The following is a 26,159-nucleotide window of genomic DNA, read 5'->3' on the forward strand; positions in this document are numbered from 1 at the left end:
GCCGCGGCCGCCGGCGCCGCAGCGACGGGGGCGGGCGCGGCGGCGTAGGCGACCGGAGCCGCGCTCACGGTGATCTCACGGGCGACGCGGATGCGCAGTTCGCCCTTCTCGACCTCGATTTCGGTCAGGTCGGTGTCGTTCAGGATGTCGGCGAGCTGGCGCACCAGGGTCGCGTCGATGTCGGCTTCGTTCTTCTTCGGGTCGGCCATGGGAGCCTCTTGCTGTCCTTTAATGCGAACGATCCTCGGACAGGCTGCGTTCCTGCACCAGTCCAAGGGCGGCCTTCACGGCCAGTTCGTAACTCATCGGGCCGAAGCCCGAAACCACGCCGGCGGCGATCGCCGACACATAGGTGCGATGCCGGAAGCGCTCGCGCGCCGCCGGATTCGACAGATGACATTCGACGATCGGAACCGTCAGGGTCTTGAGCGCGTCCAGCAGGGCCACCGAGGTGTGGCCGTAGCCGGCGGGATTGATCACAACCGCGTCAGCCTTCTCGCGGGCCTCCTGGACCCAGTCGATCAGCTCGCCCTCGTGATTGGTCTGGCGGAACACCACGGTCGCGCCCGCGGCGGTGCGCTCGCACAGGGCCTGGACGTCCGCCAGGGTCTCGCGTCCGTAGATTTCAGGCTCGCGCACCCCAAGCAGGTTGAGGTTCGGGCCGTTCAGGACGTAGAGGACGGGGCTGTCGGGCATTCGCTCGCAGAGGTGACGTTCCGACGGAATCGGATCGGGCCTTTTAGCTGAGGCGTGGCGTCAGGCAAGCGCGCGCCGCAAGAAGATTGACGCAAGGTCATGCAGATTCAGGTGAACGGCGAAGTTCGTGAGGTCCGTTCGGACACCATCCTGGCCCTTGTGGAGGAGCTGGGGCTGGACGTGCGAAAGGTCGCCGTCGAACGGAATCTGGAGATCGTCCCGAAATCGCAGCATGCGGTCACCCCCGTCGCCGAGGGCGACCGCATCGAGGTCGTCCAGTTCGTCGGCGGCGGCTGAAACCACACCGAAGCGTCACAGTTGCGACATGGTTTGTCGCCCACCTTCGGACCGGGCTTTCGGTCGGGGTGGAAAGATGCGGGTTCTCGGTGTTCTGGCGGCGACTGTCGCAACCTGGCTGACGGGCGGGGCGGCGCTGGCCTGTTCCGTCACCTCGGACTTCGTCCGCCAGAGCAACTATGAGCTGGCCGAGAACGCCGACGGCGTTGTCGTTGCGGTCGCCGAGAGAAATACGGGCGGAGACGGCTTCGATTCATCAGTGACCTTCCGCGTCGAGCAACGCTGGAAAGGTGCTCCGCCGGCGACCGTAGTCCTTCGCAGCGCGAGGCTGGGTCAGATTGCGCCCAGCGATCCGAACCGGATCGATCAGGCCCATCCCGAAAGTTACATGGGGCCCTGCTCGCGCTACACCTTCCAGCAGGGCCGCCGTTATGTGCTGTTTCTCGCCGACAACGAGGACGGGACTGGATACGGGCCGCAAGGCTGGTTCGTCGCGCCCGCCGTCTTCGGCCGGAGCAGTGAGGACTACGCCGGCCCGAACAGCCTGTGGGCGCGCGCCCTTCACCTGTATCTGGAGGTTCAGCGCAATCCGGACCGGATGGCGGCACTGGATGATCTGGCCGGACGTCTTCCGGCGCTTGAGGCCGCCAATGCGAGCGCGGCCGACCGCGCCATCGCCGCCGACATCCGCGATCACCTCAGCTCCCTGTCGCCGTGGAAGCCCACGCCCTACCTGCTTCAGGCCTATGCGGCGTTGGAGCGTGGAGAGAGCCCCCGGTTCTCGATCCGTGGCCCCGAGGCCAATCGGGAAGGCGGTTTCGCCGACGCCGCAACGGACCTGATCTTCGATATCCGGCGCCCGGGATTTGATCTGCGCCGTCAGAAGGAATCCGTCCTCTTGTCGCTGATCAACGGCGAACACCCGGACGCCGCGCCCCTGTTTGACCGGCTGGTCGCGGGGCAGCCCACCCCCGGCGAATTGGCGCTGACCATCCGCTACCGGTCGCGGAACGGCGACGTCCTGTCGGCCTTCCGTCTGTTCAGGGACATGGCGCTGCCCCGGCTGGGCGGCCTGTCGAACGATGACGCCGCCACATTGGCCGGAAGCATGATGACCGCCATGCGGGGGCCGGACTACAGCTACGATGAGGAGAACCAGGCCTGGCGGACCGAACCGGTTCTTCTTCAGGCGTGGCCCGAGATCGCCTTGAGCCTGTGGTGGGACATGCGCCGCCGGGGCCTGGAGTTCGGAGCGGACCCCGCTATCAAGCTGTTGCGCCCCGCCGACTACCGCGACCGGCCCGAGGTCACCCTGCCGCTCATGACCCTCTTCGACGAGGCGGTGGAGGCCTGGGCGATCTCCGAAACGGCGCGGCTGGCGCCGACAGCGGACTGGTTGGAGGACGAGGACCCCGCCTGGCTGCCGATCCGGACACTTGTCATGGGATACGGCGAAGAACGGGATGCAGCGCTTGAAGGCGCCATCTGCGCCAGCGACTCGGGCAGGACCATGGTTCTTCGGTCATTGGCCATCTACGGCGACTTCATGGACGACAACCTGATCATCCGGATCGGGGCGATTCCCGACCAGTCGGCGGATGACCGGGAGCAGGTCCAGCGGGCGCTGGCGATTGTCTATGGCCGCTCTGCCGATGATCCGTCGCGGACCTGGTTCGGCATGGGAAATCGGGCCTTCGCCACGCTCAAGGACTCGTTCGCCGGCCGGGAAGGGCGGGGCGTCACGCCGATCCGCTGCGCGACGCCCTGACCGCTGATGCCGCCTATTTCGGCCCGCAGACGCCCCGGTCGTAGGGGCCGACGGTGCGGATGACCTCGTTGACCGTCGGCTCGATCCGGCGGCCCGAGATCTGGCCGTCCAGCACCCGGCGCAGCAGGCTGTCCAGGCGGGTGACGACGTAGCATTTGACCTCGGGCGTCGCGTGGGCGTTGCCGACCCCGCTGTCGTCGGTCAGGAACAGATAGCGGCTCTGGGTCGCCGCGGCCGCGGCCCGCATCACGAACTCGGCGCGATGGCCAACTCCGCTGGCCGCAACGGGCGTGATCTGGATGCGGCGGCTACGGGCCTCCTGCACCTGTTCCCAGGTGGCGGCGATGCGGTCGTCGTGAGGTGGGGCGTCAGCGACGAGGACGACCGAGCGCACGGCATTGTCGCGCCACGGATAGTCCATCGCCCGCGTCAGGGCCTGATCCATGGCCTCGGGATAGTCCCCGCCGCCATCCGCGCGCTGGGCCTCCAGCTGGCGAACCAGCTCGCCGACATCGGAGGTGAAGGGGAAGTCGCGCACCACATACTGGTCGCCGTTGTCGCGATAGACGATCAGGCCGATCCGGGTGCTGACGCCCGGATGGCGCTCGGCGAGCGAGTCCATGATCGCGGCCAGCTCCCGCTTCAGATACTCCATCTCGTCGCCCATGCTGCCCGTGGCGTCCACGACCAGAAGCAGGTCGAAGGCGCGGACGTCGGCGGCGCGGCGGCTGGTGCGGATATCAACTCCGCTGTCCGGTCCGATGGTCAGCCGGCGCGTGGCGCCGTCCACGGTGATGTCGGCGGTCGCCCCCAGCCTGTCCAGGCGCGGGAAGAGCACGACCGTGCCGTCCGCGAGTGTCCGCAGACGCACGGGGCCGCCCTCGGGGCGGGAGACGGACACCTCGACAAACGGAGCCGGCCGGCCTTCGCTGTCCCGCACCGTCACGGTGACGGCCTCGCGGGTGTCGACCCACGGCAGGACCAGATCGTCCGGGGACCGGCCCTGATCCTGCAGGTACCGGTTGACGTAGTCGGCATACCAGCTCGGGTTCAGCAGGTCGTCATAGTCCCCCGCCGTCAGCAGGCCGGCCTGGCTGACCCGCGGCGTCGCGGGCGGCGTCGATCGGGGCGCGGAGGCGGCGATCGGGGTCGCGGCCGCGATCCGGGCGTCGCCCTCTGTATAGGCCGCATCCCCGTCGCGGGCGACACGGCTGCCGGTGACGACCACATCCTCCACCGCGCCCGGCGCGGGCGCCGGCATCGTGACCGGAGGCGGCGGAGGAGGGGGCGGAGGCGGAGGCGGAGGCGGAGGAGGCGGAGGAGGAGGAGGCGGGGGCGGCGGCGCCGGAGGCGCGATCACCGGGGCGGTCGCGGTGGAGCAACTGACGATCGTCATCGCCGTTGAAGCGAGCAGGAGCGCGGCCGCGCTTCGGGTGATGAGAGATCTGATCCGCAAGGCTGTTCTCCTGTGGCGTCGTGACGGATGCGTAGTGACACATCACCGGACGCGACGGAAAACTGACGAAAGGCGCCGGTCGCGCCTATTCGGCGGGCATCGCCGTCGGCCGTCCCTCGGTGCAGACCTGCCCGATACGGCGCGAGACCGCCCGATCACCGACGTCACGGGCCATCTGCCGGGCGTCATTGCAGCGCCCTTCCGCCACCAGGGGAGCAATCCGCTCCAGCAACGCCAGGCGGTCCCGTTCAGCGTCGCTCATCCCCTCGCGATTGTTGGGATCGGCGATCTGGGCCGCGAGACGACTCTGGTTTTCCGCAATGCTGGAGCCGTAGCGCGCGGCCATATCGACCTGCGGCGTCCGCGGGCGCGCCGGCGCGCCGGGAACCTGGGCCGCGACCGGCGCGACGCCGGCCACGATGGCCGCGCAGCAGGTGAGGATCACTGTCGTTTTCATGGTTCGTCCTCCGGAAGCATGTTCTGACCGATCGAGACTATCCGAACGATGCCGGAGTGCAATCGGTCCGTGCATCCGACCGCCCGTCGGGTCGACCGTCTCCGTCGCGGGCAACGGATTGTGATCGCCGATCGGTAACCGGGCCTGTTTTCATACGGAACCGCGCACAGGGTGAGGGGTTGGCCACGCAAATCCAAGGCAACGCTGGAGGCGTGCATGTCCGTTGAGCGCAAACCCGGAGGCCTCGCGGGAGGCCTCATCATCACCCTCGGGGTGGTTCTCGCCCTTATCGGCCTGACGCTCACTGTCGGGGGCGGCTGGCTGATCGGACTGGGCGGCTCCTGGTACTATCTGCTGGCGGGTCTCGGCCTGCTGGCCAGCGGGATTTTCCTGATCCGGCGCAGCCTGACCGGAGCCTTCATCTACATCGGCGTCTTCGTCCTGACCGTCCTGTGGGCCCTGTGGGAGGTCGGCATCGACGGCTGGGGCCTGGTGCCCCGGGTGATCGCGCCCGCGGTCCTCATGGCCTTCGTCCTGGCCGCCTTGCCCGCCTTGAAGCCGGGACGGGGCAAGGTCTGGGCCGCGGGCGGGGCGGTCGGCCTGCTGGCCCTGCTCATGATCGGCGGCGTCGCCTCGGCCAACGCCGCCAAGGTGCATGTGAACGGCGAAATCCCCATCGCGCAGATGCAGGCGCCCAGCGACCCCGACGCCCTCCCTGTGGGTGTCGACTGGCCGGCCTACGGCGGCAGCTACCACGCCCAGCGCTACTCGCCCCTGACCCAGATCACCCCCGAAAATGTCGGACGGCTGGAGCGGGTGTGGAGCCTGCACACCGGCGATCTGCCCGGCGACCGCCCTGGAGCGCAGAACAAATACGCGTCCGAGAACACCCCGCTGAAGATCGGGAACACCCTCTACATCTGCACCGGCAAGAACATGGTGCTGGCGGTGGATGCGGCGACCGGCCGGAACCTGTGGAAGCATGATCCGCAGGTCAGCGACGACAACATTCCCTACACCGCGGCCTGCCGGGGCGTGGCCTACTATGTCGTGCCGGACGCGGTGGCGACCGATCCGTGCGCGACGCGGATCATCTGGGGCACGCTGGACGCCCGGCTGATCGCCGTCGACGCCCGCACCGGCCAGCGCTGCGCCGGCTTCGGCCGGAACGGCCAGGTCGACACCTCGGCGAACATGGGCCGCCTGATCCCGGGCATGGTCTCCATCACCTCGGCTCCGACCATCGTGCGCGGTGTCGTCGTGACCGGCCACCAGATCCTCGACGGGCAGTATCGTCAGGCCCCGTCGGGTGTGATCAAGGGCTTCGACGCCGTGACGGGCCAGCTGCGCTGGGCCTGGGACATGATGCGCCCGGACATCGACACCACCCCGCCGGAAGGCGAGATCTACACCTTGGGCACGCCCAACATGTGGACCACGGCCTCGGGCGACGAACGTCTGGGCCTGGTCTATCTGCCGCTGGGCTCGACCGCCGCCGACTATGTGAGCGCCGACCGCGCCGGGCCGCAACTGGACTACGCGACCTCGCTGGTGGCGCTGGACGTCACGACCGGCAAGCCGCGCTGGCATTTCCAGACCGTGCGTCACGACGTCTGGGACTATGACCTCGGCTCGCAGGCCACGCTGGTGGATTTCCCGACGGCCGGCGGCGCGGTTCCGGCGGTCGTGCTGCCGTCCAAGCAGGGTGACATCTACGTCCTCAACCGCGAGTCCGGACAGTCGCTGACTCCCGTCAACGAGATCCGGGCCCCGCGCGGCGGCGTCGAGCCGCAGATGCGCACGGCGACCCAGCCGACCAGCGGCTATCACACCCTGCGCCGCCCCGACGACCTGTCCGAGAAGCAGATGTGGGGCATGTCGCCGATCGACCAGATGATCTGTCGCATCCAGTTCCGCAGCGCGGCCTATGAAGGCTTCTACACCCCGCCGACGGCCGATCGTCGCTACATCCAGTATCCGGGCTACAACGGCGGTTCGGACTGGGGCGGCGTCGCCATCGATCCGGCGCGCGGCGTGATCGTCGCCAACTACAATGACATGCCGAACTACAACCGCCTGGTGCCGCGCGCCGAGGCGGACCGTCGCGGCTGGGCCCCGCGCGGCGAGCCCAACGCCCGCAAGGGCGGCGCCGAAGGGGCGGGGGACCCGCAGGCGGGCGCGCCCTATGCGATCAGCGTCAACGCCGGCTGGCGGATGCCCTTCACCGGCCTGCTGTGCAAGGAGCCCCCGTACGGCGGCATCCGCGCCATCGACCTGCGCTCGGGCCGGACCCTGTGGGACCGTCCCCTGGGCCAGGCCCTGAAGAACGGACCGTTCGGCATCCCGTCCATGCTGCCCATCGAGATCGGCACGCCGAACAACGGCGGCGCGGTCGTGACGGCGGGCGGGGTGATCTTCATCGCCGCGGCGACCGACGACCTCATCCGGGCCATCGACCTGAAGACCGGAGAGACCCTCTGGACCGACCACCTGCCGGGCGGCGGTCAGGCCTCGCCGATGGTCTATGAGGCCGGCGGCCGCCAGTACCTGGTCCTCGCGCCGGGCGGTCACCACTTCATGGAGACCCCGGTGTCGGACGAAGTGATCGCCTGGGCGCTTCCGCAGGGCGCTTGAGGGTTCAAACGCGGCCGTTGAAGGCGTAGGAGCGGGGGCATGAACGCACATGCCCCCGTTTCCGCCTCCTCTGCGAATGACAGCTGGACCGTCGCCGGTCGCACCTTCAACAGCCGCCTGATCGTCGGCACCGGCAAGTACAAGACCTATCAGGAGAACGCCGACGCCGCGGAGGCCGCGGGCGCCGAGATCGTCACCGTGGCCGTGCGTCGGGTGAACCTGACCGATCCGAACCAGCCGATGCTGGTCGACTATGTGAAGCCGGATCGCTTCACCTTCCTGCCCAATACGGCGGGCTGTTTCACCGGTGAGGATGCGGTGCGCACCCTGCGTCTGGCGCGCGAGGCGGGCGGCTGGGACCTGGTCAAGCTGGAGGTCCTGTCGGACACCGCCCACCTGTACCCGGACATGGTCGAAACCCTGCGGGCGCTGGACCTGCTGGTGAAGGACGGTTTCCAGGTCATGGTCTACTGTACCGACGACGTGGTCATGGCCAAGCGACTGGAAGAGGCCGGCGCCGCCGCCATCATGCCCGCCGCCGCCCCGATCGGCTCGGGTCTGGGCATCCAGAACCGCGTCAACGTCCGCCTGATCGTCGAGCAGGCCAGGGTGCCGGTTCTGGTCGACGCGGGCGTCGGCACGCCTTCGGACGCCGTCCTGGCCATGGAGCTGGGCTGCGACGCCGTGCTGATGAACACCGCCATCGCCGGGGCCGGCGATCCGATCCTGATGGCCAGCGCCATGAAGCACGCGGTGATCGCGGGCCGTCAGGGCTATCTGGCCGGCCGCATGCCGAAGCGGATGTACGCCAGCGCCAGCTCGCCGCTGTCAGGCCTGATCTGACGTCCGCGCCTGCAGGACGATGCGGATCACGTTGAAGGTCGGACTGTCGTTGATACAGGCATGCACGATCCGCCGGGTCGGCTGACCGGCGACGATCATATCCGCGAAATAGGCCGCGCCGTCCGGGGCGCAGATCCGTTCGCGTGAGCCGTCGATCCGCCGGTTCAGCGGCAGGACGGCCGGCCACCCGTCCGGGTCCCAGGCCCGGCAGGGATCCGACAGGTTGGCCTCGATCGCCCCGGCCAGCTCCGGGTCCAGGGCGCCGGTGACGGCCGGATAGCGCTCGGCTTCGGTCGGGGGCGGCGGCGGATTGGCCATGAAGGCGTCCCACTCCGGCGATCCGGGGCGGCCCGGCGGAGGCGGGGGCGGAGGGGGCGGGGCGTAGGGATTGACGTCCTGACGCCAGAACCACCACTGGCCGTCGCCGTCCTTCCACACGCTGACACGGGCGTCGCCGCTGTAGAAGCCGGAAGGCCTGTAGGCGCGGATCACCACGCTCGCGTCCGGCCCCGGCTGATGCGGCGCGGAAGCCGGCGGGACCGTCCGGGCCAACATCAGGTCCTGCTCGCCCCGGACACGCTCGAGCTCGGCGGGATCGCCTGCCGCCGCCCGTCGGGCCAGGGTGCTGAAGTCGATATCGCGCACGGCAGGGCATTGGCCCTGCGACGGGCGCGCCTGCGGGAGGGACGGCGCGGCCGGTGCGATGGCGCAGCCAGCCAGCTGGGCCAGAAGCGCGGCGGTCAGGGGCAGGGCGGCGACGGCCTTCATTCCGCGTCTCCTTCCGGGGGTGTGAGCGAACACTGGCATGACAGCGTTCCGCGTCGCAAGGCGACGGAACCTGACGCCGGCCCGGCCTTGGCGGAATCCGCCGCGCCCGCTAAGGCATCGCTCTCCCTTCCAAGAGTTAGAGCCATGCACGACATCCGCGCCATCCGTGACAACCCCGCCGCCTTCGTCAGCGGCTGGTCGTCGCGCGGGGTCGAGGAGGCCGACGGGCTGGTCGCCGACCTGCTGCGCCTCGACGGCGAACTGCGCGCGGCGCAGACCGCGGCGCAGGACGGCCTGACCAAGCGCAACGCCGCCTCCAAGCTGATCGGCGCCGCCATGGCGAGGAAGGACATGGCCGAGGCGGATCGCCTGAAGGCCGAGGTCGAGGCCCTCAAGGCCGACATCGCCGCCGCCGAGGAAGTCGAAGCCAACGTCGGCAAGGAACTGCGCGACCTGCTGGCCGCCCAGAAGAACCTCGCCGCCAACGAGGTGCCGGACGGCGAGGACGAGGCGGGTAACGTCGAGGTCAGCCGCTGGGGAACGCCCCGCGAAGGCGGTCCGGCCAAGGATCACGCCGACCTCGGCGAGGCCCTCGGCCTGCTCGACTTCGAGGCCGCCGCGAAGATGAGCGGCTCGCGCTTCGCCGTGCTCAAGGGCCAGCTGGCGCGTCTCGAACGCGCCGTCGGCCAGTTCATGCTCGACACCCAGACGGACAAGCACGGCTATCTGGAAGTGAATCCGCCGTATCTGGTTCGAGACGAGGCGATGTTCGGGACCGGACAGCTGCCGAAGTTCGAGGAAGACTTGTTTCAGGCAATCGACGCGAATTTTGCGTCGCTTAAGACCGATTGCGAGCAGCGTGCTGTTCACGCTGATGAGGCTGGAGAGGATTTCGATCCCGTCCAGTACGCGCTTGGTTACATCAGAGATTGCCGCCGCTTCCTCATCCCCACCGCCGAAGTCTCCCTGACCAACCTCGTCCGCGAGCAGATCCTGCCCGAGAGCGAGCTGGCGACGCCCATGCGCATGACCGCCCTGACGCCCTGCTTCCGGGCCGAGGCGGGCTCGGCCGGGCGCGACACCCGCGGCCTGATCCGCCAGCACCAGTTCACCAAGGTCGAGCTGGTCTCCATCACCCGTCCCGAGGACTCCGACGCCGAGCATGAGCGGATGGTCGGCTGCGCCGAGGCCATCCTGCAGGCGCTGGAGCTGCCCTACCGCAAGATGCTGCTGTGCAAGGGCGACATGGGCTTCTCGGCTCGCAAGACCTACGACCTGGAGGTCTGGCTGCCGTCGCAGGGGATGTATCGCGAGATCAGCTCCTGCTCGAACTGCGGCGACTTCCAGGCCCGGCGCATGGACGCCCGCTTCAAGCGCGACGGCGAGAAGAAGACCGAGTTCGTGCACACCCTGAACGGCTCGGGTCTCGCGGTCGGCCGGACGCTCGTCGCGATCATGGAGAACTACCAGCAGGCGGACGGCTCGATCCGTGTGCCGGACGTTCTGGTCCCCTATATGGGTGGCCTGACCGCCGTCGGCGGCTGATCGGAAGGCGTCACGGCGCCTCCGGCAGCGTCGGGCGTTTCAGATCCGGAGCCCGCTGCGCGTCATGAAGATGTCGCGCCGGTCGGCTCCACTGGTCCCGCCTCACTGCCTCAAAGGAGTCGCCCCATGCGTCCCATCGCCCGCCTCGCTCCCGCCCTGCTGCTGTCGACGACGCTCGTGCTCGGCGCCTGCGCCTCGACCCCGGGCAATGTCGGCCCGACGCCATCCTGGATCGACGCCTCGGCCGGCCAGTTCGAGGGCTGGGCCCGGGTGCGGAACGGCGAGATCCAGCTGTTCGCCGAGCAGCGCGACCTCACCCGCGGACTGCCCGCCGACTGTGTCAGCGCCGCCCTGCCGCGCAACGCCCAACGCGCGGCCGGCGATCTGAACGGCATGAAGGTTCGCCTGCACGGCCGCACCGCCGCCTGGGCCGATCGCGACGGCGCCCAGACCTATGACTGGCAGGGCTCGAACATCGTCAACGACTGCCGCCGTGAGGTGGTCATCCTTGCGGACCGGGCCGAGGCGCTGCGCTAGAGGCCCGTCGCGTCCTTCGGGGCTGACAAGGCCGCGCGGTTTGGATTACTCACGGCGGGACCATGAGAATCCTGCTGACCAATGACGACGGCATCGAGGCCGAGGGCCTGGAATGTCTGGAGCGCATCGCGCGAACCCTGTCCGACGACATCTGGGTCTGCGCCCCGGCGGTCGAACAGTCCGGAAAGGGGCGGGGGATCACCCTGACCGAGCCCCTTCGCGTGAACCGGCTGGGGCCGAAGCGCTTCGCCGTCACCGGCACCCCGACCGATTGCGTGGTTCTGGCGGTCAATGACCTGATGCCGGAGAAGCCCGATCTGGTGCTGTCCGGCGTCAACCGGGGCCACAACGTCGGCGAGGACTGCTCCTATTCCGGCACCGTGGCCGGTGCCCTGCAGGGCATGGCCTTCGGCATCCGCTCCATCGCCCTGTCCCAGAGCCTTGAGCGCTTCCACGACGAGGTGACCGCCCACTGGGAGACGGCTGAAGCCTTCGCCCCGGGCATCATCAGCCGGCTGCTGGAGCAGAAATGGGCGCCGGGCGTGGTCATGAACCTGAACTTCCCCAACCGTCCGCCCGAGGGAGTGACCCAGGTGGAGGTGACCCGTCAGGGTTTCCGCGACATCGGCGAGATGCACGCGGTGCGTCGCACCGATCTGCGCGGCCGCGACTATTACTGGATGAGCTTCCGGGGCGAAAAGCAGGAGCACGCCGAGGGCACGGACCTGCGCGCCATGGACGACGGCCGCATCTCGGTGTCGCCGCTGCACATCGACCTGACCCACATGGCCAGCGTCAACGACCTGAAGAAGGTGCTGGGCGGCGCGCCGCCCCGGGCCGTGGCCGCCGAATGAGGACAGTGTTCGCCCTGATGGCCGCCGCTGTGGCGCTGGGCGGCTGCGTCTCTACCGCCTCCTGGCCGGATCGGCCCGAGGCGGATTTCGGGTGTGACGCGCCCGGATTCTGCGCCGTTCGGGGGCAGTTGAAACAGCCGTCGCCGGAAATCCCCGGACGGGGCGTGCTCGAGCTGGATGACGGACGCTGCCTGGTCGTCGATCTTCCCGGCGGCGTCGTGGAGCAGGGCGCGCGCTGGTGGGACCGGCGCGTCTCTGTTCGCGGCCGGGCGGTGTCGGCGGAAGGGCAGGGGGCCGTTCCCGCGGATCGGTGCGACAGCGGGTTGCTGCTCTACGCCGAGCGCGTGTCCCTGAAGGCTGATCGATGAAACTGCACGACGACCGCGCCGGACGTCTGATCCTCGGCCTGCGCCAGCAGGGGGTGACCGATCCCCGCGTGCTGACGGCCATGGAGTCGATCGACCGCGCCGTCTTCGTGCACGAGAAATTTCTCGATCAGGCGTGGGAGGATCAGGCCCTGCCGATCGACTGCGCCCAGACCATCAGCCAGCCCTATATCGTCGGCCTGATGACCCAGGCGCTGGACGTCCAGCAGCGGCACCGCGTGCTGGAGATCGGCACCGGCAGCGGCTACCAGGCGGCCGTGCTCAGCCGGCTGGCCCGCTATGTCTACTCCGTCGAACGCTATCGCAGCCTGCTGACCGAGGCCGAAAGCCGGCTGCGTCAGCTGGATATCGACAATGTCATCACCCGGCACGGCGACGGCGGTCTGGGCTGGCCGGAGCAGGCGCCCTTCGACCGGATCATGGTCACAGCCGCGGCGCCCGGCGAGCCGACGGAGCTTCTGAAACAGCTGAAGCCCGGCGGCGTGCTGGTCTGCCCTGTTGGCCGCAGCTCGGTGCAGATGCTGCATCGCTATGTGGGTCAGCCTGACGGATCGTTCCGCCGCGAAAGCCTGACCGAGGTGCGGTTCGTTCCGCTGGTGGAGGGGACGGCGAAGGAGGGATGACGACCGCCCGGCAAGGGGGCGCCCCTCACATCTGGCCTTCCGGCAAGCTTTGATTAACCTTCCCGCCCAACTTTGGCGCGGTTTTCCGGGTCAGGTCGGCCTGACGGATCGGGCGCGAGATCGGAGCGGGCGAATGAAACGAATGGGCGACGGTATGCGCATCCTGACACTGCTGGGAGCGGTCAGCGCGCTGGCGGCCTGCTCCAGCTATCCGCGCGAGCCCCGCTACTCGATCCACGCCGATCGCCCCGCCGGCGAGGCCTCCCGCACCCCGCCGCCGGCCGCTCCGGTCTCACCGATCCGCCCGGCGCCGACCGGGGAAGGCGTTCGCGGCGCCACGGACCCCGCCCGGGAAGTCCCGCCGCCCCGCGCCGCGCCGGTGGAGAGCATCGAGGGCGGCGAGCTTCCGGCGGCCTCGGGCGGAGCCCGGCCGTACGTCATGCCGACGCGGCCCTATACCGAGGTCCCGAACGAACCCTATGCCGCGCCCGCCAACCGGCCGGCCGCCGGTCCGGCCTCGGAAGGGTTCACTGCGCCTCCGCCGCCCGCGCGGGAGCTCGGCGCCGCCGCCGCTGTGGCCGGCGCCGCCTATGAAATCCAGCCGGGAGACACGATCTCGGGCGTCGGCCGGCGTTTCCAGACCCCGGTGCAGACCCTGATCGACCTGAACAATCTCGGTCCGCGGGCGGCGATCTCGCCCGGCCAGCGGATCGTCCTGCCGGAAGGCGCGATCGACATCGGCGGCGATCCCTATGCGACCGGACCGTCGCCGATGGGCGTGACCGTGCCGGAGGAGGGGGTTCCGCCTCCGCCGCCGCCACCCCCTGCCGCGACGGTCCCGCCGCCGCCGCGCCAGCCCGCGGCCTCCGCCCCGCCGGTCGCTCCTCCGGCGGCCGCAGGCGTCGCCCTCGACTGGCCGGTGCGCGGTGACATCCTGCGTCGCTTCGGCCCGGTCGGGATGGGCGAACGCAACAACGGCATCAACATCGGCGCGCCGGCCGGCGCCGTCGTCTCGGCGGCCGCCGACGGCCGCGTCGGCTATGTCGGCGATGACCTGGCCGGGCAGGGGCTCACGGTCCTGATCGTCCACCGCGACGGCTGGCGGACGGTCTACGGCCACCTCGGATCGGCCACCGTGCGCGACGGCGACAATGTGACGCCCGGCCAGCAGATCGGCACCGTGGGGACCACGGCCGGCGACGGCCGCCCCTCGATCCATTTTGAAACCTGGCGCATGCGCGGCGACGAACCCAACGCCCTCGACCCGCTGACCGTGTTGCCGCGATAGCGCAAACCGGCGGCCGCGATTTCGCGCCGCGTTGCAAAGTGTAACGACGCGCCCTAGGTTCCGCGCCTCATTTTCAGGGGGCGGCGCCTTGGGCGCGCCCGGCGCTTTCGGAGATCAAGAAGTGCAGGAATTTCTGGCGGGCCCCGGCTCGATGTTCGTCTTCCTCGTGCCGATGATCGCGCTCTTCTACTTCCTGATCCTGCGGCCGCAGTCGCAGCAGATCAAGAAGCACAAGGCGATGATCGAGGCGATCAAGCGGGGCGAGACCGTCGTGCTGTCCAACGGCATGATCGGCAAGGTGACCCGGGTCGAGAACGATCAGGTCATGGTCGAGATCGCCCAGGGCGTGAATGTTCCCGTGGTCAAGTCGATGATCGCCGACGTCCGCAACCGCACGGCGGTCGCCGCCAACGACGCCAAGGCCTGATCGGTCTCCTGAAAGGTTCGGGGCAGCCCGCATGATTCACCTGTCGCGCTGGAAGGTCATCCTTCTCGCCCTGTCCGTTCTGTTCGGGATCGTCTTCACGGTTCCGAACTTCCTGACCCAGGCCCAGCGCGATGCGCTGCCCGGCTGGGTGCCGAAGAGCACCCTGAACCTCGGCCTCGACCTGCAGGGCGGGTCCTACCTCCTGCTGGAGGTCGACGTCCCGGCCATGCGCGAAAAGCGCCTGAACAACCTCGGCGAGGACGCCCGGACGGTGCTGGCGGAAGCCAATGTGGGCGTCTCGAGCATTTCGAGGCAGGCCGACGGCGTGGTCGTGACCCTCGCCAATCCGGCCCAGATGGAACTGGCGCAGCAGGCGATGGGCGCGCTCATCTCGGGCAACGCGCGCGGCGTCGCCGACCGGGTGGTCCAGCGTCAGGGCGACAACCGCATCCGCTACGCCTTCACCGACGCGACGATGAACGCCATGGCGGCCGACGCGGTCACCCAGTCGATCGAGGTCGTGCGTCGTCGTCTGGACGGCAGCGGCACCAAGGAAATCTCGATTACCCGCCAGGGCGCCGACCGCATCGTGGTCCAGGCGCCGGGTCAGAGCGACCCCGCCGAACTGGAACGCCTGATCGGCCGCACCGCCCAGCTGACCTTCCAGATGGTGGATGTCGAGAACCAGACCCAGGCGCTGCAGACGGGGATCATCCCGCCGGACGCCGAAGTGCTTCCGGCCGCGCCGGGCCAGGCCCAGGCCGCCTATCTGGTCAAGCGCCGCATCCTGGTCTCGGGCGAGAACCTGACCAAGGCCGAGGTCACGACCGACAGCCGTCAGCAGACCGCCATCGGCTTCCGCTTCGACGGCGCCGGCGCCCGCCGCTTCGGCGAGGCCACCGCGGCCAACATCGGCCGCCCCTTCGCCATCATCCTGGACGGCCAAGTCATCTCGGCGCCGCGCATCAATACGGCGATCACCGGGGGCTCGGGCATCATCGAGGGACAGTTCTCGATCCAGGAGGCCTCGGAGATGGTCAACCTGCTGAACGGCGGCGCCCTGCCGGCCCCGCTGAAGGTCGAGGAACGCCGGACGGTCTCGGCCGAGCTGGGCGAGGACGCGGTCGCCGCCGGCGCCCTGTCGACGGCCATCGGCTTCATCATCATCGTGGTCTTCATGATCCTGGCCTACGGCCTGCTGTTCGGCGGGATTTCCGTCATCGGCCTGGTCCTGAACGGGGTGATGATCGTGGCCTGTATGAGCCTCGTCGGCGCGGCCCTGACCCTGCCGGGCATCGCCGGTCTGATCCTGACCTTCGCCGTGGCCGTGGACGCCAACGTGCTGATCTATGAGCGGATGCGTGACGAGGCCCGCATGGGTCGCAGCGTCATCGCCTCAATGGACGCCGGCTTCTCCAAGGCCATGGCGACCATCATCGACGCCAACGTGACCACCCTGGTCGCCGCGGCCATCATGTTCGTCTTCGGCGCAGGCCCGGTCCGCGGCTTCGCCTGGACGCTGGGCATCGGGGTCGTGACCTCGGTGATCTCGTCCGTGCTGGTGGCCCAGGTGCTGCTGGCGATATGGCTGAAAATGGCCAAACCCAAGAAACTGCCGATCGCGGAGTGATGGCGATGCGTGGATGGCCCCTCATCAAACTGCTGCCGCAGAAGACCAATTTCCGCTTCGTGCGTTACTCGAAGCCGGCGGCCTTCCTGTCGGTGATCCTCTGCGTCGCCTCGATCGTGGCCTGCTTCGTGCCCGGTCTGAACATGGGCATCGATTTCCGCGGGGGCGCCTCGCTGGAGATGACCAAACCCGCCGGTCAGCAGATCCAGTTCGACGATGTCCGCCGGGCGGTGAACGAGCTCGAGCTCGGCGACGTCCAGGTGCAGGGCATCGCCCGACGCGACAGCAATATCGACGACGGCTCCGCGGCCATCGTTCGCTTCCAGGTCCCGGAAGGCCGTGACCAGACCTCGGTCGTGGCCCAGGTCGAAGGCGCCATCACCCAGGCCACCGGCGAGGTCGCCTATTCCGGCGTCAACGTCGTCGGCTCCAAGGTGTCCGGCGAATTGCTCCAGTCGGGCCTGCTGGCCCTTCTCTCGGCCATCGTACTGATGTTCCTCTACATCTGGTTCCGCTTCGAGCCCCAATTCGGCTTCGGCGCCGTGGCGGGTCTGGTGCACGACGTGGTCCTGACCTTCGGCCTGATCGTGCTGTTCCGCCTCGAGTTCAGCCTGACCATGGTCGCGGCGATCCTGACCGTGATCGGCTATTCGATGAACGACACCGTCGTCGTGTTCGACCGCCTTCGCGAGAACCTGCGCAAGTACAAGACCATGCCGCTTCGCGACGTGATCGACCTGTCGCTGAACGAGACCCTCTCGCGGACCATCATCACCGGCGTCACCGCCGTCATGGTGCTGGCGGCCCTGGCCGTGTTCGGGGGCGAGGCCCTGTTCGGCTTCTCGATCGCCCTGATGTTCGGCATCATCATCGGCACCTATTCGTCGATCTACGTCGGCGCGCCGATCATCCTGCTGTGGGGCGTAAAGCGCGGGGGGTCGGCCGACGACGCCAAGCCGATCAAGCTGGGCATGGCCTCGCGGCCCTGATCCGGCCCTGACCGAAGACTGATCTGACGGGGCGGGTCCGACGATCCGCCCCGTTTTGCTTGCAGGACCCCATGACCGATCTCGACACCCAGGTTCGCGAGACCGACATCGACCGCTGGCTGGCCAGCCGCTTCGTCGCCGATCCGCGCGCCCGGGCGGACCTGATCACCCTGTACGCCTTCGAAGCCGAGTTGATGGCGATCCCGTCCCGGGTCACCCAGCCGCTGCTGGCCGAGATGCGGTTCACCTGGTGGGCCGAGCAGATGGACGGCGTGTTCAGCGGCGTGCCGCGCAAGGGGCATCCGGTGCTGGAGGCGCTGACGGATCTGGTCGCCCGGCGCAGCCTGCCGCGCGCGCCTTTCGACGCCCTGATCGAGGCCCACATCGGCCGGGTGCACGGCGAGCCGCACGATCTGGACGCCTTCTATGTCGGCCCCATGCAGATAGCCGTCCGGGTTCTGGCGGGTGAGGGGCACGATGCCGAAGTGACCGACGCCGGCCGGGTGCGGGGACTCGCCCAGACCGGGCGCATCGACGAGGCCCGCGCCCTGCGCCGGCAGGCCAACGGCGGTCTGCGCCGCCTCCCGGTCGTCGCCTTTCCCGCGGTCGCGCCGGCAGCGCTGATCCGGCCCGCGGCGCCCGAGTTTCTGAAACGCCTGACTCTGGTGGCCGCGACCGTTCGCGGCCGCCTCTGACCTGAAGGAGGTCCCCGTGACCGCGTTCGCCGACATCGTCCTGCTTCTGGGCCAGGTCTTCGGACTGGCGGCGGCGCCGGCCGCGATCACCGGCTTTTTCATGCGGACGGGCGGCACGCCTCCGCGCGGGTTCGCCCGGGCCTTCAAACTGGCCTATGCGCCCTGGCTCCTGACCATGGCGGTCTTCGCCGGCTTCCAGTGGTACTGGACGGCCATCCTCCACTATCCGGTCGGAGACGCCCCGCTGGTGGTGACCCTGGCCCTGCTCGGCATCGGCGCCTATGGGTCGGTCTATTTCGTCCGTCTGGCCGACCGGAAGGCGTGACCTACAGGTCCAGGTGCAGGAACCGGTTGAAGTCGGTCGCCGTATAGCCGCCGAAGGCCGGGCCCTCGGCAAAGCCCCGGCGGCGGTACAGCGCCAGCGCGGGCTCGAAGGCAGGGCCCGAGCCGGTTTCGAGGCTCAGTCGTTTCAGACCCCGCGCCTTCGCCTCATCCATGATGTGCTCCAGCAGGGCCGCGGCCACGCCCTTGCGCAGGTGATCCGGATGGGTCCGCATCGACTTCAGCTCCCCCTGTTCCGGAGAGAGTTCGCGCAGGGCGCCGACCCCGGCGACCGCCTTGCCGTCCCACACCGTCCAGACCGTGATGTCGGGGGTCTTCAGCGCTGACAGGTCCAGGGCATGTACGGATTCCGGCGGCGACCAGACCTGCATCTGAGCGACATGGAAGGCCAGAAGGTCCTGTGTCGGCCGCCCCGACAGGTCATCAACATGGATATCGAAGGGCATCAGTAGCGCGTCACTTCCGGCGGATGCACCCGGACATTCGGCGAGCCCCGAAAGGCCCAGCGGATGACGCGGGCGGTGGACAGGGCGCTTGCGCGGGTCAGGGCGCGCGGCGGTCCGAACGGCCGCTCGTGCATGGCCTGGGCCCAGTCCGGCAGCAGGTCCAGCCCGGCCTGCATGATGACCCCGGCGGCGGCGTCGACGGCGGGCGAGCCGACCCGCTGGCGCATCACCATCCGCGCCACCTCGCGGGTGCGGGCGTCGGCCTTCAACTGCGGGCGATAGCTCTGGATCAGGGCCTCGGCCTCTGCCCGCGTCCGGGGCAGGGGATCGGCGTGCAGAGCCGCCCCGATGCGGGCCATCTCGTCGAAATAGGCGTCCTGATCCGCCATAGTCATGTCCGGCTCGGCGTAGCGGATCCAGGAGTCGAGGAAGCTGATCGTCTCGGTCACATGCACCCAGGCCAGCAGGGCGGGATCAGAGACGCGATAGGGCGTGCCGTCCGGCAGAACGCCCGCCAGCTTCGCGTGGATGCGATTGACCTTGTCGATCATCGCCTGACCATTTTCCGCATGGTCATAGGTGGTGGTGGCGATGAATTTGGCGGTCCGGCGCAGGCGGCCGTGCATGTCGGCGCGGAAGTCGGAATGGTCCCAGACCCCCGCCAGCACCGCCGGATGCAGCATCTGCAGCAGCAGGCCGGACACCCCGCCGATCATCATGGTCACCACGTCGCCGTTGACCCGCGCAGCCACCCCGTCGGGCGGGAACAGGGCGTCGGCGCGACGCAGCACCGGCCGCTCGCCCTGCTCGGCGTCGTTGAAGACATCGGTGATTTTCTGGCGCACCGCGCGGCGGGCGAACTCGAAAGGCAGGGGAGAGGACATTCGGGGCTCCGGCGGCTTGCGCCGCGCCGCCAACCTAGGGAAGCTCGCCGCTATGGGAAATCCCGTCGAGACCTGGCTGGACGCTTTGTCGCCGGAAAACCGGACGCTGATCGACCGTCTGCGTGACCTCGTGACCGCCGCCGCGCCGGACCTGACCGAAACGATCAAGTGGAACGCGCCCAGTTTCGCGGACGGAGATCAGGACCGGGTCACGCTCGGGATCGAGCGCAAGGGCGGTGCGCGTCTGGTCCTGCATCGTGGCGCGGCTGTACGGGCCCCGTCCGGTTTCGCCGTCGAAGATCCGGAGCGCCTTGCAAAATGGCCGTCGTCCGACCGGGGCGTGGCGACCTTCGCGGACCTGTCCGCCGTTGAAGCGAAGGCGGCCGATCTGGAAGACCTGATCCACCGCTGGATCGCGGCGAACCGTCAGGCCTGACCGGCGGGCGGCTGCAGGCTTAAGATCTTGCGATCCAGTCGGGCCACCTCGTCCTCCAGCCGCGCCTTCTCGGACGCCATATCCACGGGGGTGCCGTCGTCATAGGTGATCTGCGCGCCCTTCGCGATCAGGTCGAGGCGGTAGAGCAGGGTGGTGCGGCGGTCGATCAGACGGCCCAGTTCGGTCGGTTCGCTCATCAGCCCGCGTCCCGCCAGGCCTTGAGGGCCTCGAGACCGCGAACGCTCATCAGCCGCTTCTTGGCCCGGCCGCGCTCCTTGGGATGGATGCGGTTGCCGTCGGCGTCCTTGCGCGGCGCCTCCAGCGGCGGCAGCAGGCCGTAGTTGATGTTCATCGGCTGGAACTTGGAGCCTTCCAGATGCCCGCCGGTGATGTGCTCAACCAGCGCGCCGATGGCCGTCTCCGGCGGCGGGGCGGACAGGTCACGACCCAGCGCCTGCGCCGCGGCCAGACGACCGGTCAGCAGCCCCATGGCCGCGCTCTCGACATAGCCCTCGACGCCCGTAACCTGACCGGCGAAGCGCAGGCGCGGTATGGCCTTCAGGCGCAGTTGCTTGTCCAGCAGTTGCGGGCTGTTCAGGTAGGTGTTGCGGTGCAGGCCGCCAAGGCGTGCGAACTGGGCGTTCTGCAGGCCCGGGATCATGCGGAAGGTCTCGGCCTGCGCCCCGTGCTTCAGCTTGGTCTGGAAGCCGACCAGGTTGAACAGGGTCCCCAGGGCGTTGTCCTGACGCAGCTGGACGATGGCGTGGGCCTTGACGGTCGGATTGCGCGGATTGGTCAGGCCGACCGGCTTCATCGGGCCGTGGCGCAGGGTCTCGCGACCCCGCTCGGCCATCACCTCGATGGGCAGGCAGCCGTCGAAATAGGGGACGTTTTCCCAGTCCTTGAACTCGGCCTTCGGCCCGTCCAGCAGGGCGTCGATGAAGGCCTCGTACTGGTCCTTGTCCATCGGGCAGTTGACGTAAGCGGCGGCGTCTCCGCCCGGGCCTTCCTTGTCATAACGCGACTGACGCCAGGCGATATCGAAGTCGATGCTGTCCGCGTGGACGATGGGGGCGATGGCGTCGAAGAAGCTCAGGCTCTCCTCCCCCGTGGCCTTCAGGATGGCGTCGGCGAGCGCGGGCGAGGTGAGGGGGCCGGTGGCGACGATGACATTGTCCCACTCTTCCGGCGGCAGGCCGGCGATCTCCTCGCGCACCAGGGTGACCAGCGGATGGGCCTCCAGCTTCGCCGTGACCGCCTGAGAGAAGCCGTCGCGGTCCACGGCCAAAGCCCCGCCCGCGGGCACCTGATGGGCGTCGCCGCAGGCCATGATGATCGAGTTCAGCGCCCGCATCTCGGCATGGAGCAGGCCGACCGCGTTATACTCCCAGTCATCCGAGCGGAAGGAGTTGGAGCAGACCAGCTCGGCCAGCCCGTCCGTCTGGTGCGCGTCGGTCTTCACGCCGGGCACGCCGCGCATCTCGTGGAGGATGACGGGCACGCCGGCGTTGGCGATCTGCCAGGCGGCTTCCGAACCGGCGAGGCCGCCGCCGATGACGTGAACGGGAGAGGGGGAGGGGGGCGTGCTCATGCGGGCGTTCTAGCGGCCTCGCCGTCAGATGCCAGCACCAACATCCGGGACCGGCGCGGGACCGCCGGTCGCACCCGGTCGGATTTCCACTGACACCTGCCGGACCTGTCACTAGAACGGGCGACGAGTCACGGAGTCCTCCCATGAAGATCAACGCCACCGAAGCCGCCTTCGAAGGCTTCCGCATCAGCCGTCGACGGCCCGGCGTGATCGCGGCCTGGGGCGGAGTCTGGCTGCTGGGCCTGATCGTGATGCTGCTGGCGGCCCTGCCTCTGGTCGCGCCGTTCATGGAGGAGTTCGCGGCCGCCGGCGGCGACGCCGCCCGCCTGTCCGCGGACGCCACCGCGGCTCTGGAACGGACCTCCCTGCTGATGATCCCGATCGCTGTGGTCATGCAGGCCGTGCTGGGCGCTGCGGTGTATCGCGCCGTTCTGACCCCGGAAGCGCCCCGCTTCGCCTTCCTTCGTCTGGGCCGCGACGAGGGACGGGTGCTGGTCGCGGCGCTGGTGCTGGGCTGCATCAGCGTCCTCTTCAACTTCGGGGGCGAGGCGCTGGTGACCTGGGCGACGGCGGCCGGCGGAATGATCGCGGGCGCCGTGGTCTGGCTGGCGGTGACCGGCCTGATGATCTGGGTGTCGGTGCGGCTCTGTCTGGCCGTCCCGCTGACCTTCGTGCGGGAGCGGCTGGCCTTTGCGGAGGCCTGGAAGGCGGCCCGTCCCCTGTTCTGGCCGCTTCTGGGCCTGAACATCGTGGTTCTGGCGCTCGCGGCGATCGTCGTCCTGCTTCTGGTCCTCATCGGCTGGCCGTTGAGCGTCGCCATGGCCAGCGGCGGGCCGGGAACCCCGATCGCGGCCGTCGGCGCCCTGCTGACCCTGCTGCTGCTGCCTCTGGGCATGGCGATGGTCTCGACCCTGCTCTGGGCCCCCTTCGCCGTGATCGCCCGCGACCTGCCGAAACCCTGAACGCGCGACCGGCGCGGACCGTCAGGCCCGCGCCTTCGCCTTGACCTTCGCCGGCCTGGCGGCAGCCTCTGACAGTCCGGCCACCCGCGCCTTGCGACGCGCCTCGTGCCGGTCCAGCACCTCCTTGAGGTATTTTCCGGTCCAGCTCTTCGGGTTCTTCGCCACCTCTTCGGGCGTGCCGACGGCCACGATCTCGCCGCCGCCGTCACCGCCCTCGGGCCCGAAGTCCAGCAGGTAGTCGGCCACCTTGATGACATCGAGGTTGTGCTCGATCACCACGATCGTGTTGCCGCTCTCGACCAGCTCCTGAAGCACCTCCAGCAGCTTGCGGGTGTCCTCGAAATGCAGGCCCGTGGTCGGCTCGTCGAGGATGTAGAGGGTCTTGCCTGTCGCCCGCTTCGACAGCTCCTTGGACAGCTTGACCCGCTGGGCCTCGCCGCCGGAAAGGGTCGTGGCTGACTGGCCGACCTTGACATAGCCCAGACCGACCCGCTCCAGCGTCTGCATCTTGTCGCGGATCGACGGCACGGCCGAGAAGAAGCGGGCGGCCTCTTCCACCGTCATATCAAGGACGTCCGAGATGGACTTGCCCTTGAACACGATCTCCAGCGTCTCGCGGTTGTAGCGCTTGCCGTGACAGACGTCGCAGGTGACGTAGACGTCCGGCAGGAAATGCATCTCGATCTTGATCAGGCCGTCGCCCTGACAGGCCTCGCAGCGTCCGCCCTTCACATTGAAGGAGAACCGGCCGGGGCCGTAGCCCCGCGCCTTGGCCTCGGGCAGGCCGGCGTACCAGTCGCGGATCGGGCCGAAGGCGCCGGTATAGGTGGCCGGGTTCGAGCGCGGGGTGCGGCCGATCGGAGACTGGTCGATGTCGATGACCTTGTCGAACTGCTCCAGTCCCTCGATCCGGTCGAAGGCGGCCGGGGCGTCGGACGCATTGTTCAGGCGACGGGCGGCCGCCTTGTAGAGCGTCTCGATGGTGAAGGTCGACTTGCCGCCGCCGGACACGCCGGTGATGCAGGTGAACAGGCCGACGGGGATCTCGCCCGTGACGTTCTTCAGATTGTTTCCCGTGGCGCCCGAGACCTTGAGCATCCGCTTGCGGTTGACCGGACGACGGCCTTCGGGCGGCAGCTCGATCTCCTTCTCACCGGTCAGGTATTTGCCGGTCAGGGAGTTGGGGTTGGCCATCACCTCTGCGGGGGCGCCGTGGGCACAGACCGTGCCCCCGTGAACGCCGGCCGCCGGCCCCATGTCGATGACATAGTCGGCGGTGAGAATGGCTTCCTCATCGTGCTCGACCACCAGTACCGAATTGCCGAGGTCCCGAAGCCCCTTCAGGCTTTCCAGCAGGCGGGTGTTGTCACGCTGGTGCAGGCCGATGGACGGCTCGTCGAGGACATACAGGACGCCGGTCAGGCCCGAACCGATCTGGCTGGCCAGACGGATGCGCTGGCTCTCGCCCCCGGACAGGGTGCCGGAACTGCGCGACAGGTTCAGATAGTCCAGGCCGACATTGTTCAGGAAGCCGAGGCGGTCGTTGATCTCCTTCAGGATCCGCCGCGCGATCTCCATCTGCTTGTCGGTCAGCTTGCCCTCGAGACCCAGGAACCATTCGTGGGCATGCCGGATCGACAGCCAGGAGACCTCGGCGATGTCCTCGCCGGCGATCTTCACCGCCAGCGCCTCCGGCTTAAGCCGCTTTCCGCCGCAGGCCTCGCACGGGGTTTCGGACTGGAACCGGCCCAGTTCCTCGCGCACCCAGGCCGAGTCCGTCTCGCGCCAGCGACGCTCGAGGTTCGGCATCACGCCCTCGAAGGCCTTCAGAGTCTCGTATTTCCGGGCGTTGTCGTCATAGACGAATTTGATCTTCTCGCCGCCCGAGCCGTGCAGGATCACGGTCTGCGCCTTGCCCGGCAGCTCGCGCCAGGGCTTGTCCATCGAGAAGCCATAGTGGGTCGACAGCGACTGCAGGGTCTGGGTGTAGAGCGGCGAAGGGCCGCGCGACCAGGGCGCCACCGCACCCGCATGCAGACTCTTGTCCCGATCCGGCACTACCAGATCGGCGTCGAAGGCCAGCTTCACGCCCAGGCCGTCGCAGACCGGGCAGGCCCCGAACGGGTTGTTGAACGAGAACAGCCGCGGCTCGACCTCGCTGATGGTGAAGCCCGAGACCGGGCAGGCGAACTTTTCGGAGAAGGTGATCCGGCGCGGCCCGGTCTCGCCTTCCATCGTATTGGCCCACTCCGCCACAGCAATGCCGTCCGCCAGACCCAGGGCCGTCTGAAGGCTGTCCGCATAGCGACCCTCAAGGCCCTGCTTGGTGACGATCCGGTCCACCACGATGTCGATGTCGTGCTTGAACTTCTTGTCCAGCGCCGGGGCGTCCTCGATGGCGTAGAACTCGCCGTCGATCTTCACGCGCTGGAAGCCCGCGCGCTGCCACTCGGCCATTTCCTTCCTGTACTCGCCCTTGCGTCCGCGGACGACCGGGGCCAGCAGCAGGATGCGCTCGCCGTCGGCCAGGGCCGTCAGCTTGTCGACCATCATGGAGATGGTCTGGCTCTCGATCGGCAGGCCGGTGGCCGGGGAGTAGGGGATGCCCACCCGCGCCCAGAGCAGGCGCATGTAGTCGTGGATCTCCGTCACGGTGCCGACGGTCGAGCGCGGGTTCTTCGACGTCGTCTTCTGCTCGATGGAAATGGCCGGGCTGAGGCCCTCGATCAGGTCCACGTCCGGCTTGCCCATCAGCTCCAGGAACTGGCGGGCGTAGGCGCTCAGGCTCTCGACATAGCGGCGCTGGCCCTCGGCATAGATGGTGTCGAAGGCGAGCGAGGATTTGCCCGAGCCCGACAGGCCCGTCATCACCACCAGCTTCTCGCGCGGAATGTCGAGATCGACACCCTTGAGATTGTGCTCGCGGGCGCCGCGGACGCGGATGAAGTTGTGCTTTTCGGTCATGGAATCCGGAGAACGCGGAGGGGCCGGGGAGGGTCCGGCGCGACAGCGCTATATGGGGGACAGTTCGGGAAAATCAGCAAGAACATTATAGGAACTCACCTCCGGTTTCGCCAGCCTGCTGACAGCAGGTGGCAGCAGCCCCTCAGTCCTGCGGCGTCCACGGCCTTCGGTAACGCTCTCCCGGTCCCAGAAGGACGCTGTTCGCATTGGCCACGCCCAGTTCCAGGCTCGCGGCGATCCGGCGGGCCCGTTCCATGAAGTGGGCGGCGGCGTCAGGCGGGCAGACCTCGCGGGTCGTCTCCTCGAACAGGGACAGCCAGCGGTCGAAATGGGTCGCGTCGACGGGCAGGGGCAGGTGCTTCGGCATCGGGCGCCCCTGATAGACGCCCGTCGACAGGGCGACCGACGACCAGAACAGCTTCATCTGCGCCAGATGCGGCGCCCAGTCCTCGACCCGCTCGGCGAAAATCGGGCCGATCAGGGCGTCGTCGCGGACCCTTGCGTAAAAGGCCTCGACCAGCCGGTCGATCATCGCCTCGTCGATTCCGGTTCCGGCGCGAATGCGATCCGTCGCGGCCTTGCGGCGCTCGGCCATGGCGTCAGCGGTGTCGGCGTGGGTCATGGTCGGGATGTAGGGACGC

At 68.7% G+C, this 26,159-nt stretch carries 27 protein-coding genes and 1 pseudogene; 17 read left to right on the forward strand and 11 right to left on the reverse strand.

Annotated features, from left to right (window positions below; all coding sequences use genetic code 11):
• Positions 1-209, reverse strand: a pseudogene (locus tag ACLQ7T_RS05135) (acetyl-CoA carboxylase biotin carboxyl carrier protein); the annotation flags it as partial.
• Between the two features lie 19 nt (positions 210-228).
• Complete coding sequence (locus ACLQ7T_RS05140) at positions 229-696, reverse strand: type II 3-dehydroquinate dehydratase (RefSeq protein WP_420469729.1); 468 nt, start codon at positions 694-696, stop codon at positions 229-231.
• Positions 697-795: 99 nt separating this feature from the next.
• On the opposite strand from ACLQ7T_RS05140, the gene thiS reads away from it, so the two are divergent.
• Together thiS and ACLQ7T_RS05150 are read left to right on the forward strand one after the other, a co-directional pair.
• Complete coding sequence (gene thiS / locus ACLQ7T_RS05145; RefSeq protein ID WP_420469728.1) at positions 796-993, forward strand: sulfur carrier protein ThiS; 198 nt, start codon at positions 796-798, stop codon at positions 991-993.
• Between the two features lie 76 nt (positions 994-1,069).
• Positions 1,070-2,761: a hypothetical protein gene (locus tag ACLQ7T_RS05150; RefSeq protein ID WP_420478449.1), complete on the forward strand. Its 1,692-nt coding sequence runs from the start codon at positions 1,070-1,072 to the stop codon at positions 2,759-2,761.
• Positions 2,762-2,774: 13 nt separating this feature from the next.
• On the opposite strand, the gene ACLQ7T_RS05155 is transcribed toward ACLQ7T_RS05150, so the two are convergent.
• Together ACLQ7T_RS05155 and ACLQ7T_RS05160 are read right to left on the reverse strand one after the other, a co-directional pair.
• Positions 2,775-4,022 (reverse strand): vWA domain-containing protein, encoded by a 1,248-nt coding sequence (locus ACLQ7T_RS05155; RefSeq protein WP_420478450.1) that lies wholly within the window; start codon positions 4,020-4,022, stop codon positions 2,775-2,777.
• Between the two features lie 280 nt (positions 4,023-4,302).
• The gene (locus ACLQ7T_RS05160) at positions 4,303-4,674 is read right to left on the reverse strand and encodes a hypothetical protein (RefSeq protein WP_420478451.1); all 372 of its coding nucleotides are present in this window, start codon (positions 4,672-4,674) and stop codon (positions 4,303-4,305) included.
• 216 nt (positions 4,675-4,890) lie between these two features.
• On the opposite strand from ACLQ7T_RS05160, the gene ACLQ7T_RS05165 reads away from it, so the two are divergent.
• Complete coding sequence (locus tag ACLQ7T_RS05165) at positions 4,891-7,308, forward strand: membrane-bound PQQ-dependent dehydrogenase, glucose/quinate/shikimate family (protein ID WP_420478452.1); 2,418 nt, start codon at positions 4,891-4,893, stop codon at positions 7,306-7,308.
• Between the two features lie 39 nt (positions 7,309-7,347).
• Complete coding sequence (locus tag ACLQ7T_RS05170) at positions 7,348-8,151, forward strand: thiazole synthase (RefSeq protein WP_420478453.1); 804 nt, start codon at positions 7,348-7,350, stop codon at positions 8,149-8,151.
• Here ACLQ7T_RS05170 and ACLQ7T_RS05175 read toward each other — a convergent pair.
• Complete coding sequence (locus tag ACLQ7T_RS05175) at positions 8,137-8,919, reverse strand: hypothetical protein (RefSeq protein WP_420478454.1); 783 nt, start codon at positions 8,917-8,919, stop codon at positions 8,137-8,139. The two genes, ACLQ7T_RS05170 and ACLQ7T_RS05175, sit on opposite strands and share 15 nt — an antisense overlap.
• A gap of 144 nt (positions 8,920-9,063) precedes the next feature.
• On the opposite strand from ACLQ7T_RS05175, the gene serS reads away from it, so the two are divergent.
• From serS to ACLQ7T_RS05230, 11 genes are all read left to right on the forward strand, one after another.
• Positions 9,064-10,464 carry a serine--tRNA ligase gene (gene serS, locus ACLQ7T_RS05180; protein WP_420478455.1) on the forward strand — a complete coding sequence of 467 codons (1,401 nt, stop codon included), beginning with the start codon at positions 9,064-9,066 and terminating at the stop codon, positions 10,462-10,464.
• 126 nt (positions 10,465-10,590) lie between these two features.
• Positions 10,591-11,001 carry a hypothetical protein gene (locus tag ACLQ7T_RS05185; RefSeq protein ID WP_420478456.1) on the forward strand — a complete coding sequence of 137 codons (411 nt, stop codon included), beginning with the start codon at positions 10,591-10,593 and terminating at the stop codon, positions 10,999-11,001.
• Between the two features lie 62 nt (positions 11,002-11,063).
• The gene (gene surE, locus ACLQ7T_RS05190; protein WP_420478457.1) at positions 11,064-11,855 is read left to right on the forward strand and encodes a 5'/3'-nucleotidase SurE; all 792 of its coding nucleotides are present in this window, start codon (positions 11,064-11,066) and stop codon (positions 11,853-11,855) included.
• 17 nt (positions 11,856-11,872) lie between these two features.
• Positions 11,873-12,223 (forward strand): hypothetical protein, encoded by a 351-nt coding sequence (locus ACLQ7T_RS05195; RefSeq protein ID WP_420478458.1) that lies wholly within the window; start codon positions 11,873-11,875, stop codon positions 12,221-12,223.
• Positions 12,220-12,864: a protein-L-isoaspartate(D-aspartate) O-methyltransferase gene (locus ACLQ7T_RS05200; RefSeq protein WP_420469719.1), complete on the forward strand. Its 645-nt coding sequence runs from the start codon at positions 12,220-12,222 to the stop codon at positions 12,862-12,864. The genes ACLQ7T_RS05195 and ACLQ7T_RS05200 overlap by 4 nt, the downstream gene beginning before the upstream one ends.
• 133 nt (positions 12,865-12,997) lie before the next feature.
• Positions 12,998-14,152, forward strand: a complete 1,155-nt coding sequence (locus ACLQ7T_RS05205; protein ID WP_420478459.1) for a peptidoglycan DD-metalloendopeptidase family protein — start codon at positions 12,998-13,000, stop codon at positions 14,150-14,152.
• 121 nt (positions 14,153-14,273) lie between these two features.
• Positions 14,274-14,579, forward strand: a complete 306-nt coding sequence (gene yajC / locus ACLQ7T_RS05210; RefSeq protein WP_420469717.1) for a preprotein translocase subunit YajC — start codon at positions 14,274-14,276, stop codon at positions 14,577-14,579.
• 31 nt (positions 14,580-14,610) lie between these two features.
• The gene (secD, locus tag ACLQ7T_RS05215; protein ID WP_420478460.1) at positions 14,611-16,209 is read left to right on the forward strand and encodes a protein translocase subunit SecD; all 1,599 of its coding nucleotides are present in this window, start codon (positions 14,611-14,613) and stop codon (positions 16,207-16,209) included.
• Entirely contained in the window at positions 16,209-17,198 is a 990-nt protein-coding gene (secF, locus tag ACLQ7T_RS05220) for a protein translocase subunit SecF (protein WP_420478461.1), read from the forward strand. Before secD ends, secF begins: the two co-directional genes overlap by 1 nt.
• A gap of 71 nt (positions 17,199-17,269) precedes the next feature.
• Positions 17,270-17,893: a squalene/phytoene synthase family protein gene (locus ACLQ7T_RS05225; protein ID WP_420478462.1), complete on the forward strand. Its 624-nt coding sequence runs from the start codon at positions 17,270-17,272 to the stop codon at positions 17,891-17,893.
• Positions 17,894-17,909: 16 nt separating this feature from the next.
• Positions 17,910-18,218 (forward strand): hypothetical protein, encoded by a 309-nt coding sequence (locus tag ACLQ7T_RS05230; RefSeq protein WP_420478463.1) that lies wholly within the window; start codon positions 17,910-17,912, stop codon positions 18,216-18,218.
• Position 18,219: 1 nt separating this feature from the next.
• On the opposite strand, the gene ACLQ7T_RS05235 is transcribed toward ACLQ7T_RS05230, so the two are convergent.
• Together ACLQ7T_RS05235 and ACLQ7T_RS05240 are read right to left on the reverse strand one after the other, a co-directional pair.
• Complete coding sequence (locus tag ACLQ7T_RS05235) at positions 18,220-18,681, reverse strand: GNAT family N-acetyltransferase (RefSeq protein ID WP_420478464.1); 462 nt, start codon at positions 18,679-18,681, stop codon at positions 18,220-18,222.
• A complete protein-coding gene (locus tag ACLQ7T_RS05240; protein ID WP_420478465.1) occupies positions 18,681-19,565 on the reverse strand; it encodes an oxygenase MpaB family protein in 885 nt (294 codons plus the stop codon). The genes ACLQ7T_RS05235 and ACLQ7T_RS05240 overlap by 1 nt, the downstream gene beginning before the upstream one ends.
• Positions 19,566-19,617: 52 nt before the next feature.
• Here ACLQ7T_RS05240 and ACLQ7T_RS05245 point away from each other — a divergent pair, with 52 nt between their 5' ends.
• Positions 19,618-20,001 carry a DUF1801 domain-containing protein gene (locus ACLQ7T_RS05245; protein ID WP_420478466.1) on the forward strand — a complete coding sequence of 128 codons (384 nt, stop codon included), beginning with the start codon at positions 19,618-19,620 and terminating at the stop codon, positions 19,999-20,001.
• Here the strand turns inward: ACLQ7T_RS05245 and ACLQ7T_RS05250 are convergent.
• Entirely contained in the window at positions 19,992-20,198 is a 207-nt protein-coding gene (locus ACLQ7T_RS05250) for a hypothetical protein (protein WP_420478467.1), read from the reverse strand. The genes ACLQ7T_RS05245 and ACLQ7T_RS05250 overlap by 10 nt on opposite strands.
• The gene (trmFO, locus tag ACLQ7T_RS05255) at positions 20,198-21,592 is read right to left on the reverse strand and encodes a methylenetetrahydrofolate--tRNA-(uracil(54)-C(5))-methyltransferase (FADH(2)-oxidizing) TrmFO (RefSeq protein WP_420478468.1); all 1,395 of its coding nucleotides are present in this window, start codon (positions 21,590-21,592) and stop codon (positions 20,198-20,200) included. The genes ACLQ7T_RS05250 and trmFO overlap by 1 nt, the downstream gene beginning before the upstream one ends.
• Before the next feature lie 143 nt (positions 21,593-21,735).
• Here trmFO and ACLQ7T_RS05260 point away from each other — a divergent pair, with 143 nt between their 5' ends.
• A complete protein-coding gene (locus ACLQ7T_RS05260; protein WP_420478469.1) occupies positions 21,736-22,554 on the forward strand; it encodes a hypothetical protein in 819 nt (272 codons plus the stop codon).
• Between the two features lie 21 nt (positions 22,555-22,575).
• On the opposite strand, the gene uvrA is transcribed toward ACLQ7T_RS05260, so the two are convergent.
• Positions 22,576-25,518, reverse strand: a complete 2,943-nt coding sequence (gene uvrA, locus ACLQ7T_RS05265) for an excinuclease ABC subunit UvrA (RefSeq protein WP_420478470.1) — start codon at positions 25,516-25,518, stop codon at positions 22,576-22,578.
• 142 nt (positions 25,519-25,660) lie between these two features.
• Positions 25,661-26,140, reverse strand: a complete 480-nt coding sequence (locus ACLQ7T_RS05270; RefSeq protein ID WP_420478471.1) for a group III truncated hemoglobin — start codon at positions 26,138-26,140, stop codon at positions 25,661-25,663.
• Positions 26,141-26,159 lie beyond the last annotated feature (19 nt).

This window comes from Brevundimonas sediminis, from assembly GCF_048799765.1.
In the GTDB taxonomy this organism is placed as follows: Bacteria; Pseudomonadota; Alphaproteobacteria; order Caulobacterales; family Caulobacteraceae; genus Brevundimonas.

What these genes read in the sequence shown, in the direction of transcription:
- ACLQ7T_RS05140 (WP_420469729.1), bottom strand. Translation starts at nt 696, where the DNA reads ATGCCCGACAGCCCCGTCCTCTACGTCCTGAACGGCCCGAACCTCAAC.
- thiS (WP_420469728.1), top strand. Translation starts at nt 796, where the DNA reads ATGCAGATTCAGGTGAACGGCGAAGTTCGTGAGGTCCGTTCGGACACC.
- ACLQ7T_RS05150 (WP_420478449.1), top strand. Translation starts at nt 1,070, where the DNA reads ATGCGGGTTCTCGGTGTTCTGGCGGCGACTGTCGCAACCTGGCTGACG.
- ACLQ7T_RS05155 (WP_420478450.1), bottom strand. Translation starts at nt 4,022, where the DNA reads ATGCCGGCGCCCGCGCCGGGCGCGGTGGAGGATGTGGTCGTCACCGGC.
- ACLQ7T_RS05160 (WP_420478451.1), bottom strand. Translation starts at nt 4,674, where the DNA reads ATGAAAACGACAGTGATCCTCACCTGCTGCGCGGCCATCGTGGCCGGC.
- ACLQ7T_RS05165 (WP_420478452.1), top strand. Translation starts at nt 4,891, where the DNA reads ATGTCCGTTGAGCGCAAACCCGGAGGCCTCGCGGGAGGCCTCATCATC.
- ACLQ7T_RS05170 (WP_420478453.1), top strand. Translation starts at nt 7,348, where the DNA reads ATGAACGCACATGCCCCCGTTTCCGCCTCCTCTGCGAATGACAGCTGG.
- ACLQ7T_RS05175 (WP_420478454.1), bottom strand. Translation starts at nt 8,919, where the DNA reads ATGAAGGCCGTCGCCGCCCTGCCCCTGACCGCCGCGCTTCTGGCCCAG.
- serS (WP_420478455.1), top strand. Translation starts at nt 9,064, where the DNA reads ATGCACGACATCCGCGCCATCCGTGACAACCCCGCCGCCTTCGTCAGC.
- ACLQ7T_RS05185 (WP_420478456.1), top strand. Translation starts at nt 10,591, where the DNA reads ATGCGTCCCATCGCCCGCCTCGCTCCCGCCCTGCTGCTGTCGACGACG.
- surE (WP_420478457.1), top strand. Translation starts at nt 11,064, where the DNA reads ATGAGAATCCTGCTGACCAATGACGACGGCATCGAGGCCGAGGGCCTG.
- ACLQ7T_RS05195 (WP_420478458.1), top strand. Translation starts at nt 11,873, where the DNA reads ATGGCCGCCGCTGTGGCGCTGGGCGGCTGCGTCTCTACCGCCTCCTGG.
- ACLQ7T_RS05200 (WP_420469719.1), top strand. Translation starts at nt 12,220, where the DNA reads ATGAAACTGCACGACGACCGCGCCGGACGTCTGATCCTCGGCCTGCGC.
- ACLQ7T_RS05205 (WP_420478459.1), top strand. Translation starts at nt 12,998, where the DNA reads ATGAAACGAATGGGCGACGGTATGCGCATCCTGACACTGCTGGGAGCG.
- secD (WP_420478460.1), top strand. Translation starts at nt 14,611, where the DNA reads ATGATTCACCTGTCGCGCTGGAAGGTCATCCTTCTCGCCCTGTCCGTT.
- secF (WP_420478461.1), top strand. Translation starts at nt 16,209, where the DNA reads ATGGCGATGCGTGGATGGCCCCTCATCAAACTGCTGCCGCAGAAGACC.
- ACLQ7T_RS05225 (WP_420478462.1), top strand. Translation starts at nt 17,270, where the DNA reads ATGACCGATCTCGACACCCAGGTTCGCGAGACCGACATCGACCGCTGG.
- ACLQ7T_RS05235 (WP_420478464.1), bottom strand. Translation starts at nt 18,681, where the DNA reads ATGCCCTTCGATATCCATGTTGATGACCTGTCGGGGCGGCCGACACAG.
- ACLQ7T_RS05240 (WP_420478465.1), bottom strand. Translation starts at nt 19,565, where the DNA reads ATGTCCTCTCCCCTGCCTTTCGAGTTCGCCCGCCGCGCGGTGCGCCAG.
- ACLQ7T_RS05245 (WP_420478466.1), top strand. Translation starts at nt 19,618, where the DNA reads ATGGGAAATCCCGTCGAGACCTGGCTGGACGCTTTGTCGCCGGAAAAC.
- ACLQ7T_RS05250 (WP_420478467.1), bottom strand. Translation starts at nt 20,198, where the DNA reads ATGAGCGAACCGACCGAACTGGGCCGTCTGATCGACCGCCGCACCACC.
- trmFO (WP_420478468.1), bottom strand. Translation starts at nt 21,592, where the DNA reads ATGAGCACGCCCCCCTCCCCCTCTCCCGTTCACGTCATCGGCGGCGGC.
- ACLQ7T_RS05260 (WP_420478469.1), top strand. Translation starts at nt 21,736, where the DNA reads ATGAAGATCAACGCCACCGAAGCCGCCTTCGAAGGCTTCCGCATCAGC.
- uvrA (WP_420478470.1), bottom strand. Translation starts at nt 25,518, where the DNA reads ATGACCGAAAAGCACAACTTCATCCGCGTCCGCGGCGCCCGCGAGCAC.
- ACLQ7T_RS05270 (WP_420478471.1), bottom strand. Translation starts at nt 26,140, where the DNA reads ATGACCCACGCCGACACCGCTGACGCCATGGCCGAGCGCCGCAAGGCC.